11 protein-coding genes are annotated in these 16,578 nt (G+C 57.9%); all 11 read right to left on the bottom strand.

What is annotated here, in order from left to right; all coding sequences use genetic code 11:
- Positions 1–16: 16 nt before the first annotated feature.
- Entirely contained in the window at positions 17–2,332 is a 2,316-nt protein-coding gene (locus tag HUU60_05460) for a prolyl oligopeptidase family serine peptidase (protein ID NUL82158.1), read from the bottom strand.
- A complete protein-coding gene (locus HUU60_05455; GenBank protein NUL82157.1) occupies positions 2,332–3,306 on the bottom strand; it encodes a Gfo/Idh/MocA family oxidoreductase in 975 nt (324 codons plus the stop codon). The genes HUU60_05460 and HUU60_05455 overlap by 1 nt, the downstream gene beginning before the upstream one ends.
- A complete protein-coding gene (locus tag HUU60_05450; protein ID NUL82156.1) occupies positions 3,303–4,250 on the bottom strand; it encodes a Gfo/Idh/MocA family oxidoreductase in 948 nt (315 codons plus the stop codon). The genes HUU60_05455 and HUU60_05450 overlap by 4 nt, the downstream gene beginning before the upstream one ends.
- Positions 4,251–4,316: 66 nt before the next feature.
- Positions 4,317–6,377: a S9 family peptidase gene (locus tag HUU60_05445; protein ID NUL82155.1), complete on the bottom strand. Its 2,061-nt coding sequence runs from the start codon at positions 6,375–6,377 to the stop codon at positions 4,317–4,319.
- A 35-nt stretch (positions 6,378–6,412) separates the two neighbouring features.
- Entirely contained in the window at positions 6,413–6,868 is a 456-nt protein-coding gene (locus tag HUU60_05440; protein ID NUL82154.1) for a TlpA family protein disulfide reductase, read from the bottom strand.
- 19 nt (positions 6,869–6,887) lie between these two features.
- Positions 6,888–7,796, bottom strand: coding sequence for a CapA family protein (locus tag HUU60_05435; GenBank protein NUL82153.1), 909 nt, complete (start codon positions 7,794–7,796; stop codon positions 6,888–6,890).
- On the bottom strand, positions 7,793–8,137 hold the full coding sequence (locus HUU60_05430) for a hypothetical protein (protein NUL82152.1): 345 nt from the start codon (positions 8,135–8,137) through the stop codon (positions 7,793–7,795). The genes HUU60_05435 and HUU60_05430 overlap by 4 nt, the downstream gene beginning before the upstream one ends.
- A gap of 14 nt (positions 8,138–8,151) precedes the next feature.
- Positions 8,152–10,104 carry a hypothetical protein gene (locus HUU60_05425; GenBank protein NUL82151.1) on the bottom strand — a complete coding sequence of 651 codons (1,953 nt, stop codon included), beginning with the start codon at positions 10,102–10,104 and terminating at the stop codon, positions 8,152–8,154.
- A 13-nt stretch (positions 10,105–10,117) separates the two neighbouring features.
- Positions 10,118–10,807 (bottom strand): hypothetical protein, encoded by a 690-nt coding sequence (locus HUU60_05420; protein NUL82150.1) that lies wholly within the window; start codon positions 10,805–10,807, stop codon positions 10,118–10,120.
- An 89-nt stretch (positions 10,808–10,896) separates the two neighbouring features.
- Positions 10,897–13,590 (bottom strand): hypothetical protein, encoded by a 2,694-nt coding sequence (locus HUU60_05415; GenBank protein NUL82149.1) that lies wholly within the window; start codon positions 13,588–13,590, stop codon positions 10,897–10,899.
- Between the two features lie 28 nt (positions 13,591–13,618).
- On the bottom strand, positions 13,619–16,555 hold the full coding sequence (locus tag HUU60_05410; protein NUL82148.1) for a S8 family serine peptidase: 2,937 nt from the start codon (positions 16,553–16,555) through the stop codon (positions 13,619–13,621).
- Positions 16,556–16,578 lie beyond the last annotated feature (23 nt).

Raw genomic sequence — 16,578 nt, 5'->3', positions numbered from 1 at the left:
TGGGCACCTCGATTTTCTAATCGAGTTTCCAATCGTTGTTGTAGAAGCCTGCCTTGAGCGTTTCCCAGCCTTCGTCGCCCAGACGCAAGATCGCATAGTCCGGGTATCCCGTGCCCGATACAAAGTAAGGCAAGCGGTCGGTCGCTTTCATCCCTTGCAGGCTTGCGCCGCCAATGACCGCGATCAAGGCCGTATTAGAATCGGCTCTCGGCCGTATGAAGAGCGCCGAAGCGTTTGGCAAGTCTTCATAGCTCGGCGCTTTGCCGCCGACCATAGCCGTATAGACAGAGTTAGTGGTTCGATTTCCGTAGATGATCACATTCCGATCCTTGTATTCAGTAGGACGGAAGTCTCTGTCGGCGACTAAATCGAACGAGCCATTGCCGCGCACATAGAACTGCTCTGCGTCGTATCGGGCCTTAGCAAACGACCAGGCGTTCTCCTCTAATGTTCCCATCGTGCCATAGACCAGTACGGCTCGATTGCGAAACGCATCCTTGAACGGGCCGGATCGCGATGGGTTCTTCTTTTCGGGCGGAGGACGCGACACGACCCGCCACTGGTCGGTCTTTTCGAGGTAGAGGCGATTGTCGCTTGGCCATGACACGTTTTCCAGCTTCTGTCCGTCAAGGCTGATCGTAACGCTCGGGCCTCTGATAAGGGCGTCTAAAGCGAAACTGACGACATGCGCGTTCTCGGTCGTGCCTTCTATCGACCGCAGATGCGGCGAGGCCTTGATGGCAACGCGCGTCGTCTCAAACGGCTTCACTTGGCTCTCAATCGTTAGCCAGTGCATTCGCGAAGAAACGGAAGGCGCTGCTGTCCGAAAGTCGATCTCCAGCACGCTTCGGTCGTCTGGAATTGTTCGCCTGGCAAAGAGCTCGAATATCGGCGCCCAATCGACGCAGTTGGCGCCCGGCTCTGGATCGGTGTCGTACCAATGACCTTGGCCTTCTTCTTCGTGGTAGGCAACATCGGTATGAAAAGCCTTGAGCGCTTCGAACATCTGTCGCGCCTCTCGCGGCGGGACAGTAGAATCGGCGCCGCCGTGCAAGATGTAAACGCCCCTCGGTCTAAGATTGTGCAGTAACGCCATCGTGTCGCTGGCCGATGCCGCACGGTCGAACGGTGTGAGTTCGTCCGGCCGACGCGCTCCGCCGTAGGAGAAGAAACTGATCCATCCTGCACATGGAGCGATCGCCGCAAAGCGGTCCGGAAAAGTAACGCCCAGATGCCAGGTTCCGTGCCCGCCCATGCTGTGGCCGGTCAGATAGACCCTTTTCGGGTCTGTGCGATAGAGGCGCTCTGCATGTTCCAGCGCTTCGATCGCATCGAGGCGGCCCCAATCCTCCCAATCGAATCCGTATGGCCGGCGATTGGTCGGCGCTATGAGCGTCGCCCAGGACTTGGAGGAGTAGGCATTCGCCTGCCCCAACGCTTCGACGCCAGCGCCATGGAGCGACAAGACGAGCGCAGGCGGCCGGTAATCGCCCGGATCGTTTTGTATAGGATTAGCCGCGTAATATTGCACAGATTCGTCGATATCGCTGATGAATGTGCGGCGATGATTGTCCGTCCTATTTACGCATCGCACTTTGACTTCTTGGGTCGAAACGATCTTGCGATTGACTGCCAATTCGATCTTCAGAATCCGCTCGCCCAGTTCGTTCGATGATGAGGCGAAATTGAACTGTAGTTTTCTGATCGACAACGGCTGAAGTTCGGTTGCTCTACTGACCGTTCGCCGGAAGCCCCTGCCCGAAGCGATCAGTTCTATTCCCTTGACAGCCCGGTCGGTTGCATTGATGGCGACGATCGCGCCGCTGAGAGCATGGCGTTCGCCCGAGACGATGTCTGGAAATGTCAGATCGTCCCCAAGCAGATAGACATCGCCGAGAGGTTCTGTAAACCGCGCTTGGAGCCTTCCGCGCGCACAAGCGAAAAGCAGGTGATTTTGGCCGACGCGGAGTTTGATCGGGAGTTTAACAAAACCCCATCCGTATGGATCGCCCATGCGCGGCTCGCCGTTCACATAGACCATGTTGTGATGCTGGGCCTCGAGAATCACGGCTCGGGCGCGATCGCTCGTTACGACGGCATAGGCATATCCGTTTCGCAGCGCGTTGTCCGTAAAGGTTCCATCGCCTTGAACTTGCTTCCAGTCAGACGGCAAAGTCCAGACGCCGCGCGCCATCTGGGTCTGAACTTGATCGAAAGTAAGAGCCTGCCGACCGCCTCGGCCTTGGCTCGTTCCTACCCAGACTTCTTTGATCTCGATGGGCTGCCCAAAGGCGACCGTGGCCGCCACGACGAAGCCTGTAACCCAGCGCACTAGTCGATCCTGACCGGCTGGCCGATCTCAGCAGAGCGATAGCCGGTTATCGCCATTTCTGCAGCTTTCAGCCCGTCCTTTCCAGTCGCCAAAGTCGGCGCTGGATTGCCCTGGATCGCGCCGACAAATTCATGGATCATGGCGTAATCCACGTCGTCTCCCCAGAATCGTTCGCGGACTCGGCCCGTACCGTCGTCAAAGTATAAGATTCGTTGCGCAAACATGTCCATTGACGAGACGCCTTGATCCCCAATCGCCTTCAGGGTTACGTCGCCCCAAGTGGTAAAAGTTTGCGGCCGCGACCAGCTGGCGTCAATTGTAGCGAACGCGCCATTCGAGAACTTGATCGAAAGCATGGCGCAGTCGTCCGTTATGCCGTTGCGCATGTTGTTATTCGTTTCTGCGTATACTTCTACGGCCTCTGCGCCCAAAGTCCAACGAATGAGGTCGGCCACATGCACCGTATGGTCCATCATCGCGCCGCCGCCCGAAAGCGACTTGTCTACAAACCACCCGAGAGGATTGATGCCTCGATTAGTCCCCATCATGGCGAAAAGTTTGCCGAGTTTGCCGGTCGATGCGCGCATTTTCTGCATTACGGGCGAGAATCGACAGGGGAACGCGGTGAAGAGACGGACGCCTGCCTCTTCGCACGCATTGATCATGGCTTGGCCGTCCTCGATCGTGGTAGCCAACGGCTTCTCGCAAAGGACGTGCTTGCCTGCGCTCGCAGCCATAAGGGCAAGCTCCCGGTGCCGGATGTTTTCTGAAGCGATGATGACCGCGTCCGCGTCCGTCAGCAGGTTTTCGTGCGAAAGAGCCTGCGTTCTAAAGCGAGCCGCCGTCTCCGCAGCAAGGTCGGGGTCGTGATCCGACACGCCGACCAACTCTGCGCCAGGATGGCGCGTTACGCTAGAAGCGTAGCTGGCAGCGTGTAGATGCGCGACGCCCATTAGACCAATTCGCACGCTCATAGATACACCGCCCTGCCCGTTTTGACCGATTCGATAGCTGCCAACGAAATCCTGACTGCTTCCAAGCCATCCTGCGCCGATACGTCTGGCGAGGCGCCTGATTGAACGCAGTCAATGAAGTGGCGAAGCTCGTCGAAATAGGGATCGGTGTTCGACGGGCTTTCCGGAATCGACACGCCCGCTATCGACCCGGCCTCCTCTCTAACCGCCGTGATCAAGGGCGCCGACTTGCCGCTGTCGTACTCTAGCATTCCGCGGTCTCCGCAGATCTCAAATGCAACGCGAAAGCCGGTCGGCTCGCACCAGATGCCCTCTGTATGCACGATCGCGCCCGACTTGGTTTTCATCATGACCAGCGCGTAGTCCAGATGGTCGTATCCGTCAAAGGTGATCGCGCGGGCAAAGACCCTTTGAATCGGGCCGAACGTCCACCGTATCCAATCGAAGTCGTGGATGATCAGGTCCAACATCGCGCCACCGCTCTTATCGAAATCGGCGTACCAATCGGCGGCAGCGCGAGGAAAGTCTCCGCCTCTTCGAGTTCTCACCGTTGCGACGTTGCCAACCGAGCCAGAGGCGACCATCTCTTGGGCTTTTTTGAACTCCGGGAAAAAGCGCAGCACCTGTGCGGGCATAAAGGTCGTTCCTTTACGAGCCGCGGCCTCGCAGATCGTTTCGCATTCGGCGACAGTTCGGGCCATCGGCTTTTCGCAAACGACGGCCTTTCCCGCTTCGATCGCGCGGAGAGCGTACTCGGCATGACGGTGGGTCGGCACGCAGACATCGACAACGTCTACCGAAGCTAAGAGCGAATCCATACTGGGACTGGCTTCTGCGCCGAACTCTTGCGAGAAGGCTGCGAGCCGTTCGGAGTGGCTGTCAAAACCGCCGACCAGTTGCACGTCCGGCATCTTGGAATAGGCTCGGGCGTGCACTTTGCCCATGTTTCCTACGCCTACGATCCCAACTCGAACCATGGCTTTAGGTTCGGCGCGGGCTGCTTTGATCCTTCACTCGGCCAAGGTCGCAATTAGGAACGCATAGACTTCGGCGCGCTCCTTTAGATAGTCGTATCGACCGGCCGAACCGCCGTGCCCAGCGTCCATGTTGGTTATCAGTAGGACGATGCCGTCGTCCTTGCGCATCGCACGCATCTTGGCCACATATTTTGCCGGCTCCCAATACATCACTTGGCTGTCGTTAAAGCTGGTGCGAACCATCAGATCGGCGTACTTTCGCGCTTGGATATTGGTATAAGGGCAGTACTGCTTGATGTAGTCGTACTGCTCCTTAATCTTCGGGTTCCCCCATTCCAGAAACTCGCCCACGGTCAAGGGCAATGTCTCGTCCAGCATCGTGTTGATCACATCCACGAAAGGCACCTCGAGCACGGCGGCTCGGGACAGGTTGGGCCTTAGGTTGACGACCGCGCCGATCAAGAGGCCGCCTGCGCTACCGCCCTGAATGCCCAAATGATCGGGCGACGCGATTTTCTCTTCGAACAGTTTTTCGGCGCAGGCGACGAAGTCGGTGAATGTGTTCATCTTCTGCATCATCTTGCCCTGATCGTGCCACTGCTCGCCCATCTCGCCGCCGCCTCGAATTTGTGCTACAGCGAACACGAATCCCCGATCGAGCAGGCTGATAACATTGGACGAAAAGCCAAAGTCCATTGAGGCGCCGTAGCTTCCGTAGCCATACAGCAGCGTCGGCGTCTTGCGGTTGGGCTTGATGTCCTTTCGATGCACAAGGCCGATGGGCACCTTCGTTCCATCCGACGCTGTCGCCAACAGCCGCTTAGCGACATACTTGGAAGGCACGAAGCCTTTGACCTCGACCTGTTTCACGATCTTTTGGGCGCCCGTCTTCAGGTTGTAGTCGATGTGCGTCTGCGGGGTTGTAAAAGAGTCGTATGTGAACCTGAAGGTGTCCGTGTCATAGTCGTCGTTCGTACCGGCATTGAGAGCGTAGATCGGCTCGGCGGGCGGAATGCGAGTCGATTGACCTGTGGCGAAGTCGAAAACCCTCAGATGCGGCAGACCGTCTTGCCACTCCGACACGACCATGTGATTCTTGAATATCGTCGTCTCTTCGCGCTTGATGGCCGGATCGTGCTCTAGCAGAATCGTCCACTTTGCAGGGCTTGGATCATCGATCGGCGCGGAGGCGATCTTGAAGTTTTTCGCATCGCGATTCGAGCGCACGATCCAAGCATCGTCGTGCCGGTCGAAGTGATCTTCGACGCCTTCTTCTCTCTTTAGCAGCAATCGCGGCTTGCTGGTCGGGTCGGCCATGGGCACAACGCTGGTCTCCGTGGTTTCCGAACTGACCGAGAGCAGCATTAGGGCTTTGCGATCGGAGGATCGATAGGGGTAAAGCCAGTAGAGTTGGTCCGGTTCTTCTTTGATCAATGTGCCGGACTTGGCACCCAATTTTCGCCGATAGACGCGGTAGCTTCGCTTAGCCTTGTCCTCGGTTGCGTAAAAGAAGGTCTTGTTATCTGGCGCCCAGAAAGCCGTAGTTACCTTGGGGACACGATCGACCAGATCTCGCCCCGTTGTCAAGTCCTTGAAATAGAGCGAATATTCACGAAATCCGGTAAAGTCGAGCGAGTACATCAGTATATTGCCGTCGTCGCTGGGTTCGAACACGCCCAGCGATATGTATTTGTGCCCCTTGATCAACTCGTTCAGGTCGAGCAGCGTTTCTTCTTTACCGTTCGGGCGCTTTCGGCAGTAGATCCGGAACTGTTTGCCTTTCTTTGTACGGTAGTAGTAGAGCCATCCATCGCGCGGGTTGGGGGCGGACACGTCGGTCTCTTTCATTCGGCCCACCATCTCGGCGTACAGCGTTTTCTTGAGATCGGCCAACGGCGCCATGACCGACTGCGCATATTTGTTCTCGGCCTGAAGGTAGGCGGCTACGGCAGGGTTCTTCTTGTCGCGAAGCCAAAAGTAGTCGTCGATGAGCGTTTCGCCGTGAATCTGGGTCGTGTGCGGCTTTTTAGCGGCAACGGGCGGCTTTGCGGCGCTTGGGTTGAGCCTTGAGGGCATTGGTTCGACCTCCTCCATGAGAGTATTCGATTCTACATGAAGGAGCGACCGATTTACAACCTTAGGCCCGCCTTCTTCAGCGCATCGACCAGTCGTTTGTGGTCGTACCCGATCATGCGCGAAAGTATTTTGCCTTTTGCATCGACGATGTAGTTGGTCGGATAGGCGTATGCTTGATATGCGTCATGGACTTTGTTTTCGGCCATGATGGCGGCAAACGAGTACTTTTGCTTTCGCCAGTAGGTTTGGATGTCGGCGGCCTTGTCGCCTCGGTTGATCGGGAGGATGCCAAGCGATTTGGCACCGACCTTTGCATAGATCTTCTGCAGTTCTGGCAGTTCTTCCATGCATCCGCCGCAGCCTAAGAACCAGAAATTGACGATGCTGATACGGCTCGGCCTGATGAGATCCAACACCTTGGTTCGTCGGCCGCCGACAATCTGCACATCGGAATTGGGCACGACGGAACCGATCTTTAGCAAGTCCTTCTCTAAATCTTCTAACTGCATCGCTGCCTCCCGCGTCTCCCTATATTACGACTGCCTTGCCTCGGGGTTCCGGCATCCCTGCGACGATACGAACGGGATGCCAAAGCGCCCTTATAGCGCCATTGTCCTGAAATTCTAGAGCCAGAATCGCTGTATCGCCAAGCGCGCCCTGACACCTTGCGGCGACGAAGTTGCCCAGGCTATAGGCGATCGGTCGGCCTTTATAACGCTCTGTCGGCTGAAGCACATGGGGATGGTGGCCGATCACAGCCGCGGCGCCCCGATCTATTGCGGCTTTGGCCAGTTGCGTTTGATAGGGGTGCGGCTTTGTGGCGCCTTCGTCGCCCCAATGAAAGGCGACGATGACGCGCTCCGTGCCTGCGCTCTCAATGTCTTCCTTCAGCCATTGCAATGCCTTTGGGTTAACTCCCTTTGGCGTAAGCGGCGGCATATAGGCGATTCCGGGTTTGCTATCGCTGGCTGGGCCGCAGGCTTGAATGGCGGGCCAAGATCGATAGGCCAGATACGAAAGGATCGCGACTTCGCCATCGATAACTGTTCCCTGCCGAGCCTTTGAGATCGTCTGGCCCGCTCCCGACCAGCGCAGATTGAGTCGTTGCATCGTCGCCAGGGAGTCGTTGAGACCTTCCCAGCCATGGTCCATTGAGTGATTGTTGCCGAGGGTGAGCGTATAGATGTTCGCTTCGGCCAACCTTCTAAGGCCAATTGGAGGTCCTCTCAAGATGTACTGCTTCTTAGCTTTGACATCCTCCGCAGACTTTAGCTTTGTCGGAGAGTGGGCGGATGTGAGGGGGCCTTCTAAGTTGCCGATCGCGGAATCGAAGGTTTTGAGCAGTTTAGCGCATTTCTCGAACGGGTCCCAACCCTTAGCGAGCCGCCGAGAGAGCGATCCAACGAGCATCAGGTCGCCGACGAATCCAAGCCTCACCGGTTTGCAGCCTCTGCCATTTCGACGATTTTGGGGAACGCGGCTGTCAACTCGTCTTGTTCGATTTCAACGTTCGCATATCCGGCTTTGGCCAGCAATTCTGGCAATTGGGTTTCGATCTGCTTTAGGCTCCAGCCTAAAGGATCGGGGTCGGCGATGTCCAGTATTCTCTCATGGCCATACGGGTCGAGATGGTAGTGCGGATGGCGCAAGAAGCAATCGAATCGGATCGCCTCGCGCCACGTTCCGTTCTGCTGGACATGGATTTGCAGGTCGACTCCTTCGTCCCCGCCAAAACGTCGCCATTGGGCGGTCAATCGGACATTTCCTACTTGTATCATGCATTGCTCCTCCTTTAGAACGAAGCGGCCAAAATGTCGATGCTGAGCCGCTGCGTAGCCCTCGACCAGGATAGCGCCAGTTCTCTTAGACCGATTCGATACCCAAGAGTCAAGTAGTAGTCGTTGAATCTGGAGTTTGAATATTCCGTCCAAGTAATGCCGACGCCTATGCGCCAGAGGTCGGCCAATCGGTAGCTTGCATCGCCTATGAGCGTAGTGGCCGGCACGTCTAAACCCCGCGCCAAGTAGCCGCTCATGTAGATGCGCCCTGAATAGTTTGAGTAGAGGTTAGCCGTCAATCGATGCTTGCCCAATACGGTGCTGCTCAGCGGGTCTTGGCTAAAGTCGTAACCGAGCATGATTGTGCCTAAACCTCCCAAGTAGCCCGAATAGGTGGCGGTGAAAAGAGTTTCCCAAGATTGGATGCCCGTATTGCCAAAGTAGCGGCCAAAGGAAAGGGCCGACGAGAGGCTGCCGCCGTTGCCTATTCGCCACGGGATGGATTGGAGGCGGCTTCTTACGCCAATGCCGTCGCGTCGGATGCGCGGCGCTCCGGTCGTCTGCGTTACGCTTGTGCCGGCATTGATCGACATAGAGAAGCGAAGCGGCAGATCGGCCACGGGGCGAGGCATGGTGGCGATGTATATCTCGGCGCGCTGAGAGCTAGAGCGCGACCCGCTCCACTGACGTCCGCCAGACAGACTGAGGCCCGTCGAGAGCGCGGTCCACTGCTTGTTCCAATTGACCGACCCAAAGAGGCCGGTGTGGGACGGCGAATCGAGGTAGAGGTAGAGTTGGGAGTCGGTTCCGATCGGTTGGTAGTGCCTCCAGTTGGCGCCCCAATCCGACCGAAGCAATCCCGCCGTGGTGAACTGTCCGCTGCTGCGATTCTTGCCGCGATAGGCGTGCTCTAGGTCCATGAAGAGCCCCGAGGATGCGCCAATGCCCCGGCCATATCTGCGTTGCGTTCTAAGTTTCAGCGCGCCTTCGGTCTCTGGGGTTAGCGTATAGTAGTAGGGCACATCGACATAGAATTTGCCGTCGCGTATTCCAAACAGATTGTCGCTGAGAGAAGCGGCCGACCCGAAGACTGCATGAGAATAGAGCGGGAGCGTGAAAGCGCGTTCGCCCTCTACGTAGAAGTTGGCTCTGCGAAACTGAATACGTTCGCCGGGATAGAACCAAGCGCTTGACGCCACAATGACCAGTTGACTGGCCGAGAGATCGGCAAATTGGAACGTGCTGGGCGAAACAGGGCGATCTATCGAGGTTTCCTCGCCACGCTTGAACTGCATGGCGACTAGCTCGCCCTCGCGGCGCGCCATCGCAACTCCTTCCCCGCTGCGGATATTGATTTGCGCTTGCACGTACTCGAAGCTTGTCGAGCCGTATGAGACGATCGCGTTTCGAGCGACCACGACCAATGTCGAGCAGTCGACCTGCAGGTCGTCTGCGACTATCGTGCAGAACCGGTACCTTACCGAGGCGCCGCCCCGCACGCCCGAGGCGGCCATGATGTTCGTTTCGACGGCGTAGCCCAGATATTCGCTGCCCGCGACTTCTACGAACTCGGAAATGTTCAGCAGTTCCTTCTGATCGCCGACGAAGAGTACTTGGATCTCTCCCGTGCCGACGCCGCCTTCGACAGTCGCCGTTATTTTTGAAACGCCAGGTACCGAGCCTGCGATCAGAGTCGCTCTTGCCGCACCGCCCTCGGTCTTGACGATCTGCTCTCGGAACTGTCCGAGCGTTGCATTGAAGAAGACGGTGGTACCATCGGGAACGGGTTTCCCATCCCTTCGGTAGCACTCCGCCGTCAGTAGGATGATGCTGCGACCGTCTGCGACGGCAGCTTCGGGATAGGCGGTCAGCCGCACCGATCCAGCCTGACCGAATGCCGGCATGCCGGCCACAAACAGCATCAAGGCCCACCAGCCGAGCAGATGGAGGGCCTTGAGACTTCCCACAGTGGCCGTTAGACTATCGCTGCGTGAGCAAGCGCAATCCGATTAGGAACGACACGCCAAACAGCGCGGCTACGCCCAGTTCGCCTTGGCGTTTGTTGCGCTTTTGTGCTTCCGGCGATTGTTCGGTAACGCCGACGGCCTCGAGCACGCCTGCTTTGATTTTTGACGCCGCATCGTTGAGCGCGCTGATATATGCTTGATTGCCGACGGGCTGATCGTCGCTGATTCGGCCAACGCCCGACTCGGCCGACGAAAGCACCAATCGATTGGTCTTGACTTCGAGCAGATCGATGTTGAGGGTAACTCGGGCCGACTTGCCGCCATCGGCCGAAGAGAACTCCTCGACGGTACCGACGATAACGTAGTCTGCGCTGAGTTCTCTCCCCAAGCGGACGCCGACCCATGTTCCGTCCACCTCTCTGCCTGTGTAGGGCGGGTCGAGCCTTTCGCGTCGAAGCCGACCTTCTGCAACGGCGCGGCTAAGGGACGGATGATTGGCCCTCGCACGGTAGACCATGACGCCCGACGCCTTTTGCAAAGCGCTGTACAGGGCGCCCGTAGCCTCGGTGGAGGCATTGAACTTTTCGGGGCTTGACACGCCGCTGCCCAAATTTAGGGGCAAGATTGCCAAGCTTCTGTTCTGGCCGAAAGCGCTCGCCGTCAGCAGGCCGATCAGGATTAGGATCAGACTTCCGTATCTCAAGGTTACCCTCCTCAGACTCCTATTATGCGCGATGCCGCGAAAGGTTTTGACGCCTTTCGCGGCTCGCAATTTACCATTCTATCCGACGACTATCGCGTTACGACGATCGGCCTGACGGCACGAGCTCGCTCGCCGCCTTCGGTGGTGGCAATCACCTCGACCATGTAGGCGCCCGATGGAACGGCCCTGCCGCCGCCATCTCTTAGGTTCCAATTGATGGTGTTGACGCCCCGGGTTGCCGATCGGCCTCTATCCAAGGTTGCGATAGCCTTACCGTTAGTGCTCGTTATTCGCACCTCGGCATTGGCGTCGGCGGACAGCGAGTAGTTGATCGCCACGCTGTTAACGCCTCGACCGGCTGGGCTCACATTCATCGCTGTGATGACTGCCGTGCCCTTCGAGCGACGGTCGATCGACACCTTGAACCAATCCGTTCCGCTCGCTCTGAACCGATGCTCGGCTACGTTGCCCATGCTGATTGCGCGACCTGTTTGCTGATCGATCAGGCGGATGTTGTAATCCTTGCCGATCGTTCGCGCATTCGGCCAAGTCAGCGCTACTTCTTCGCCCGGCGTCGCGCGCACCACAAAGTCGTACTCCCAGCGCGCGTCGCTGGCCGACCGCAGGTCTTGCATGTAGCCCTGCCCCGATTCTAGCGAGGGCATGAGCGAAAGGTTGAGGTCGTTGAAGCCTGCCGGCGGCTCTTCGACATCGAGCGAATCGACACCCGATTGCGCGTTTGGCGAGATGCCGATAAAGTTTTGCGAATCGATCAGGTCGCCCATGTTGGCCACAACTTGCAGTTTCCAGTTGTTCTTGGTCATCGGTTCTGGCAAGGCCGATCTCGGCGTGCCGGATTGGCCAGAGCCAGGGATGAAGATGGGCGGAAAGCTGAGATCGATGTTCGAGTTGAGTTTGATCCAATATCCCCGGTGCGGATTCAGCAAGGCGGTCAGGTCTGACGAGAACTTGTACTCGCGCGAGAACTCGTCCCAGTAGTAGAGGACGCCGCGAATGATCCCGCGGTTGACGGCCTCGGCGAGGGTTAGCGTTCTTGTCGGGTCTTCTCCGGCCACCATGACTAACTGTCCCCAGGGCAGACTATAGACCCAAGGATTGCCGATCTGGTTCCAGCCTTTGGTCAGGCGAATGGTATAGGTGTCGTTGAATGTGCCCTGCACCTGCTGGATGCTGGACAGCGTTGTATCGAACGCCGTATCGGGCATGAAGAGCCACATGCCATGACCTGGAACGATGCTGGTTATGGCCTCGTAGCGATTCCGTTCGGGCACCCAAGTACGCGCCGAGAACTGTTCTGTGCTCAGCCCAAGAACTTGTGCCAGGTTGTCTTGTAGATTGAACGGGAACGAGATCATCTGGAATCCGGGTTCGTACCGTTTTCTGTTTGTGCCCGCAATCACCATAGTACGGGATACAGATTTTGATGGTGCGGGGGGCGCAGAGACAGAGACTCTGTAGGTGAGCGGGCCTGTAACCTGGCCTGAGGCTCTGACGCGCCACGACACAGAGACTGTTTGATCGGCTCTCAATAGGGGTATCGTCTTTGTTCTGAGTTCTCCAGGCTCTAACGCCAAACCGGGCGGGAGGGAGATGTCGACGCTTACGTCCTTTAGTTCAAGCTCTTGGCCAATGTCAAAGTATTGGTTAGAGACGTGAGCATAGATGGTGGTCGGGTTGTTTCGCAATCCGTTGGTTCCTGCCGGATCAAAGTCGAGCACCGGCTCTGCCTCGGTGCCCAAGGCCACCGGTCGACCGGTGTTAACGGTTGCGGGGACCATCGAGACGTACCAGACAAACTCGATCTGTTGTCCGGGGCCGATTCGGCGCGGGTTGTGGAAGATCAGCAGCGCCGGATCGTTGATGAGGTTGTCCTCGAAGAGCACGGGTTCCCAGTTGGAAGTGCCCATGACGAAGAACCACTTTCCGAGGACGATTCGGTCTGCCCGAGTCGCATCTTCAAATCCGGCTTGGGGCGCTAGTATGTAGCGGGATGCTGCGACCAGGTCGGATCGAGTGTTGTAGAATTCGACCGTTTGGGGCACGTTTGCGCCGACGATGTTGGTATCGACTCGTATCGGTCGGCCTTGGCCCGTGTACAAGAATTGAGGTCGAGATTCTTCTCCCGCTTCGACGTCGGACGCGAAGCGCGCTCCAAGATCGATGCTGTCCGTTGCGCTTCCGTTGCGGATCTGCAATCGGAACCGCACGACGTTTTGGATGATCTCCATGCGCATGTCGGTGATCAAGTTGCCTTTGTACCACTGTTCGCGCACGTAGGGGCCGCTCGCGCCGTTGTAAACGCGCTGGAAGTCGGCGCCTTCGTCGCCCCAGATCTCCGTCGTTACGGCGTCTTCGCCCACAACCTGATGCTGAAGGGTGATAAAGATACCGCCCGGCCGAGTGGGCCAAGGATAGGTAGAGGTCATTGCATAGTTTCGGTCGGCGGCGCCCAACAGAGCAGAGCCTTGGGCTCCCGTACCGATGGCGATCGCGCCAGGCGCCTGCAGCGTAACGCAGTTTCCGCCCGCGATGGGGAAGCAGCCTGTAGCCCACTGCACGGACCCGCTCGACGCCAAAAGGGCCGTGATGAAGCCGTTGGTAACCCCGTTCGCGCCATAGTCGTCGCTGACGCCGGTATCGCCCGGCTGCAGGTCTGGGCACGAACAAAGGCTTCCGCCCGCGTTCGGGTTGTAGATGCTTTGCCCAATGGCCCCCAGAGCCAAGCTAGCCAAACCAACCAACGCAAAATAACGATACTTCATTGCAACTCCTCCTCTAACCTAATCCTCATTATCGCGAAATCACAACCGGCGCTACTCGTCTCACCGTCTCGCCTTCTTCTGTTACTGCGGTTACGTTAACCAGATAGGCGCCCGATGGAAGCGCGATGCCTGCCTCGTTTCGACCGTTCCATGTAACCGAGTTCGATCCGGCCGAGCGCGATCCAGAGTTTAGACGCGCCACGGCTTGGCCCGATACGGTGGTTACTTGGACGTTGACCAAGGCCGACCCGGTAAGGTTATATCGAACATCGTACGACCCTCTTGCTCGAGACGGGGCGACGGACAGATCGCTGATCATCACTCTTGAGCGAACCATGCTTTCGGCCGTAACCTTAAACGTCCGAGAGGTTTGGCCGTTCATTCGGAAGCGATAGCCGCTCTCTTGGGTCATGCTGACTTTGCGGCCTGTCAACATGTCTTCGATAACGAGACGCGCGCCGTTGGGCAGCGCCAGTTCTTGGCTCCAGTTCATCGAGACGTCCGCGTCTGGCTGATCGCAACTGACTTCGACGATCCAAGTCTTGCGACGGCTATCCATCTTACGGATGTCTTGCGCCAGCCAGTCGCGCGAATCTTCGGATCGCACGGCTACTCTCAAGTAGCTTCGCCACACGGGCGGTTTCTCCACGTCTTCTCTGCCGATCGAGTCGTTCGCTTGCCTTGATGCGCCGATGAACACGTTTGCGCTGGATCGGTCGGCCGTCGATGCGGTCAATCGCATTGCCCAGCCTTCGGAGAGGCTTGGGGCGGCGCGTCCTGCGACCGACCGAGAGCGCGATGCCAAAGGCGGCACGACGAGCGTACAGGCTTTGAGCGCGCGGACCCAGTGTCCGGACCAGCGAAGCATCTCGCCTAAAGGCGCAGTTTTCCAGGTGTAATCGCCTTCGAATGGCAGGTAGCGATAGATTTGTAGCCGGACGTAGCCTTGGTCGGCGGCTTGGATCAGCGACAGCCGTTGCGGTATGGCGCCGTCGCCGATGATTTCCACTTCGCAGCCGTTCCAATCGACGTCGAACGGGAACGGATTGCCGATCATGTTCCAGCCCGGCGTCAGGGGTATTCGATAAGCCTGCGTCAGTTCGATCGGGTCCATAGCTTGGATGACGATGTCGTTGTTGAGGCTAAGGAAATAGCCAAGGCCTCTCGGCGGCGTTGGTATGGTTTCGCCGTCTGGCCGAACATCGGTGCCCGGAGGCGCAAAGCTTGCTCGGGCGTCCTTCTCTCCATCGCCGAAGTAGCGGGCGTAGAAGCCGCCATTGGGATGCTGCGGATCAGTAATCCAGCGCGCCATGGCAAAATCGACGCCAAGCGTCTCTTCGGGCGCTGCCGGAACGCCGTAAGGCGTGGCGAAGATGTCGAGGCCGGCGATCACTTTGTGAGGCGAAACGAAGAATACCGTCGACGCACTGGCCGTAACCGTCGGATCGACCGTGCTGACTACTCGCGCGCTCAATTCTTGCCGTCCGGTACTGAACTGCTTGACGTACGACAGGTCGAATCTGCCTGGATCCTGTTGATCGGGCACCAACAACGGCTGCCACTCGGAGGTTGGCAGGTTGTTGCCGTTCAGCGTAATGGTGATAAGATCGGGGGCCGTGCCGCCAAAGTGCATAGTAACCCGATTTCGAAGAGTGTCGAACGTTCTGCCGTTGATCGGGGCGTCTATGACGCAGAACGCGCCAGCGCCTTTGATGCCAGCGAACATGTCGATCAGTCCGCTGCCAAATTCAGGGTCGGGCACTCGCCGACCAAGGCTATTAGCCGTCTCCATAAGGACGACGGCGGCTTCGGGGAAGTCGCGTCCGTTAGGCGCTCTTCGAACCGTGCGAGGCACCCCGGCGGATCGTAGCAGGCCCACTGCAGCCGCCACATAGGGCGATGCGAACGAGGTGCCTTGGGTGAACTCGTAGTCGCCTTGCGGGGTGGCCACCAATACGCCCTGATTGAGCGCGTTTTGCATATCTCCGCCAGGGGCAGCCAGGTCGATCTTTCCGTAGTTCGAATAGCTTGCTTTGTTCATCGTCGGGCCTACTGCCGCGACTGTGATGACTCGATCTGAGCCTGCGGGTTGGAAGCTTCGAGAGTCGGTGTTGTCGTTGCCTGCTGCGGCGACCGGCACACAGCCGTTCTGAATCCAGTTTTGGAAGAAGCCTTCCTCTTGCTGGTCGGGCGGTCGAAAGCCGCCGTAGCTCATGTTAACGGCGTCGATGACGGCGACGTTGTCGTTGACGTGCTGGTATGCCTGTAAAATGTTGGAGAAGGGCAGCCCGCCGTCGTTGTTGTTCGTCTTCATGGCGACGACTTGGACGTTTTCCCAGCATAAGCCCGCCATCCCGATCCCGTTGTTCGCATTGGCCACGATGACGCTTGCGACGCCGGTACCGTGCGATGATCCGCCGCCGCCCGGATCGATGTTATTGTCGGGCGGCTCGGCCACGAAGTTGCGGCTGAGGGTGGTGTCGTATCGGCCCACCATGTCGGGATGGGTAGACCGAAAGTTGGTATCGATGACGCCAACCTTGACGGCCGCGTCGCCCAGTTCTATGTCCCATGCTTGGGGCGCATTGATCATGGGCAGGGCCCACTGATCGGGGTATCGCGGATCGTTGGGGACGGTATCAAGAGGACGATCGAGGTAATTGGGCCGTACTAGCCAGACCTGCTGATGCGCCCTTAGGCTCTCGACGGCGGTCAGCGTCCGCTGTCTCATAGCGGCCGCATCGCTCCCGCCCGCAGGCAGAGTCAGCAGATAGGTATCCTGGCACAGAATCGGTTTGGCCTCGGCGCCGACCGTGGACGCAATTTGGCGCACCGTGGTCAACAGAACGCCGGGCTTTGCCGTCAACACGATTTGGCCGGGCACAAATTCGATCTGGCGAGGCTGACTGTTGGCGAATCCCAACAGTCCGGTCGCCACTACCGCGATCCACATTGATTTCATCATCTTGATACCCTCATTGGAGTGCA

Source organism: Armatimonadota bacterium, from assembly GCA_013359125.1.
Classification (GTDB): Bacteria; Armatimonadota; Fimbriimonadia; order Fimbriimonadales; family GBS-DC; genus JABWCR01.
The sequence above is the reverse complement of the archived record's forward strand: the minus strand, read 5'-3'. Positions and strand labels throughout refer to the sequence as shown.

What these genes read in the sequence shown, in the direction of transcription:
- HUU60_05455 (NUL82157.1), bottom strand. Translation starts at nt 3,306, where the DNA reads ATGAGCGTGCGAATTGGTCTAATGGGCGTCGCGCATCTACACGCTGCC.
- HUU60_05445 (NUL82155.1), bottom strand. Translation starts at nt 6,377, where the DNA reads ATGGAGGAGGTCGAACCAATGCCCTCAAGGCTCAACCCAAGCGCCGCA.
- HUU60_05450 (NUL82156.1), bottom strand. Translation starts at nt 4,250, where the DNA reads ATGGGCAAAGTGCACGCCCGAGCCTATTCCAAGATGCCGGACGTGCAA.
- HUU60_05410 (NUL82148.1), bottom strand. Translation starts at nt 16,555, where the DNA reads ATGATGAAATCAATGTGGATCGCGGTAGTGGCGACCGGACTGTTGGGA.
- HUU60_05440 (NUL82154.1), bottom strand. Translation starts at nt 6,868, where the DNA reads ATGCAGTTAGAAGATTTAGAGAAGGACTTGCTAAAGATCGGTTCCGTC.
- HUU60_05415 (NUL82149.1), bottom strand. Translation starts at nt 13,590, where the DNA reads ATGAAGTATCGTTATTTTGCGTTGGTTGGTTTGGCTAGCTTGGCTCTG.
- HUU60_05430 (NUL82152.1), bottom strand. Translation starts at nt 8,137, where the DNA reads ATGATACAAGTAGGAAATGTCCGATTGACCGCCCAATGGCGACGTTTT.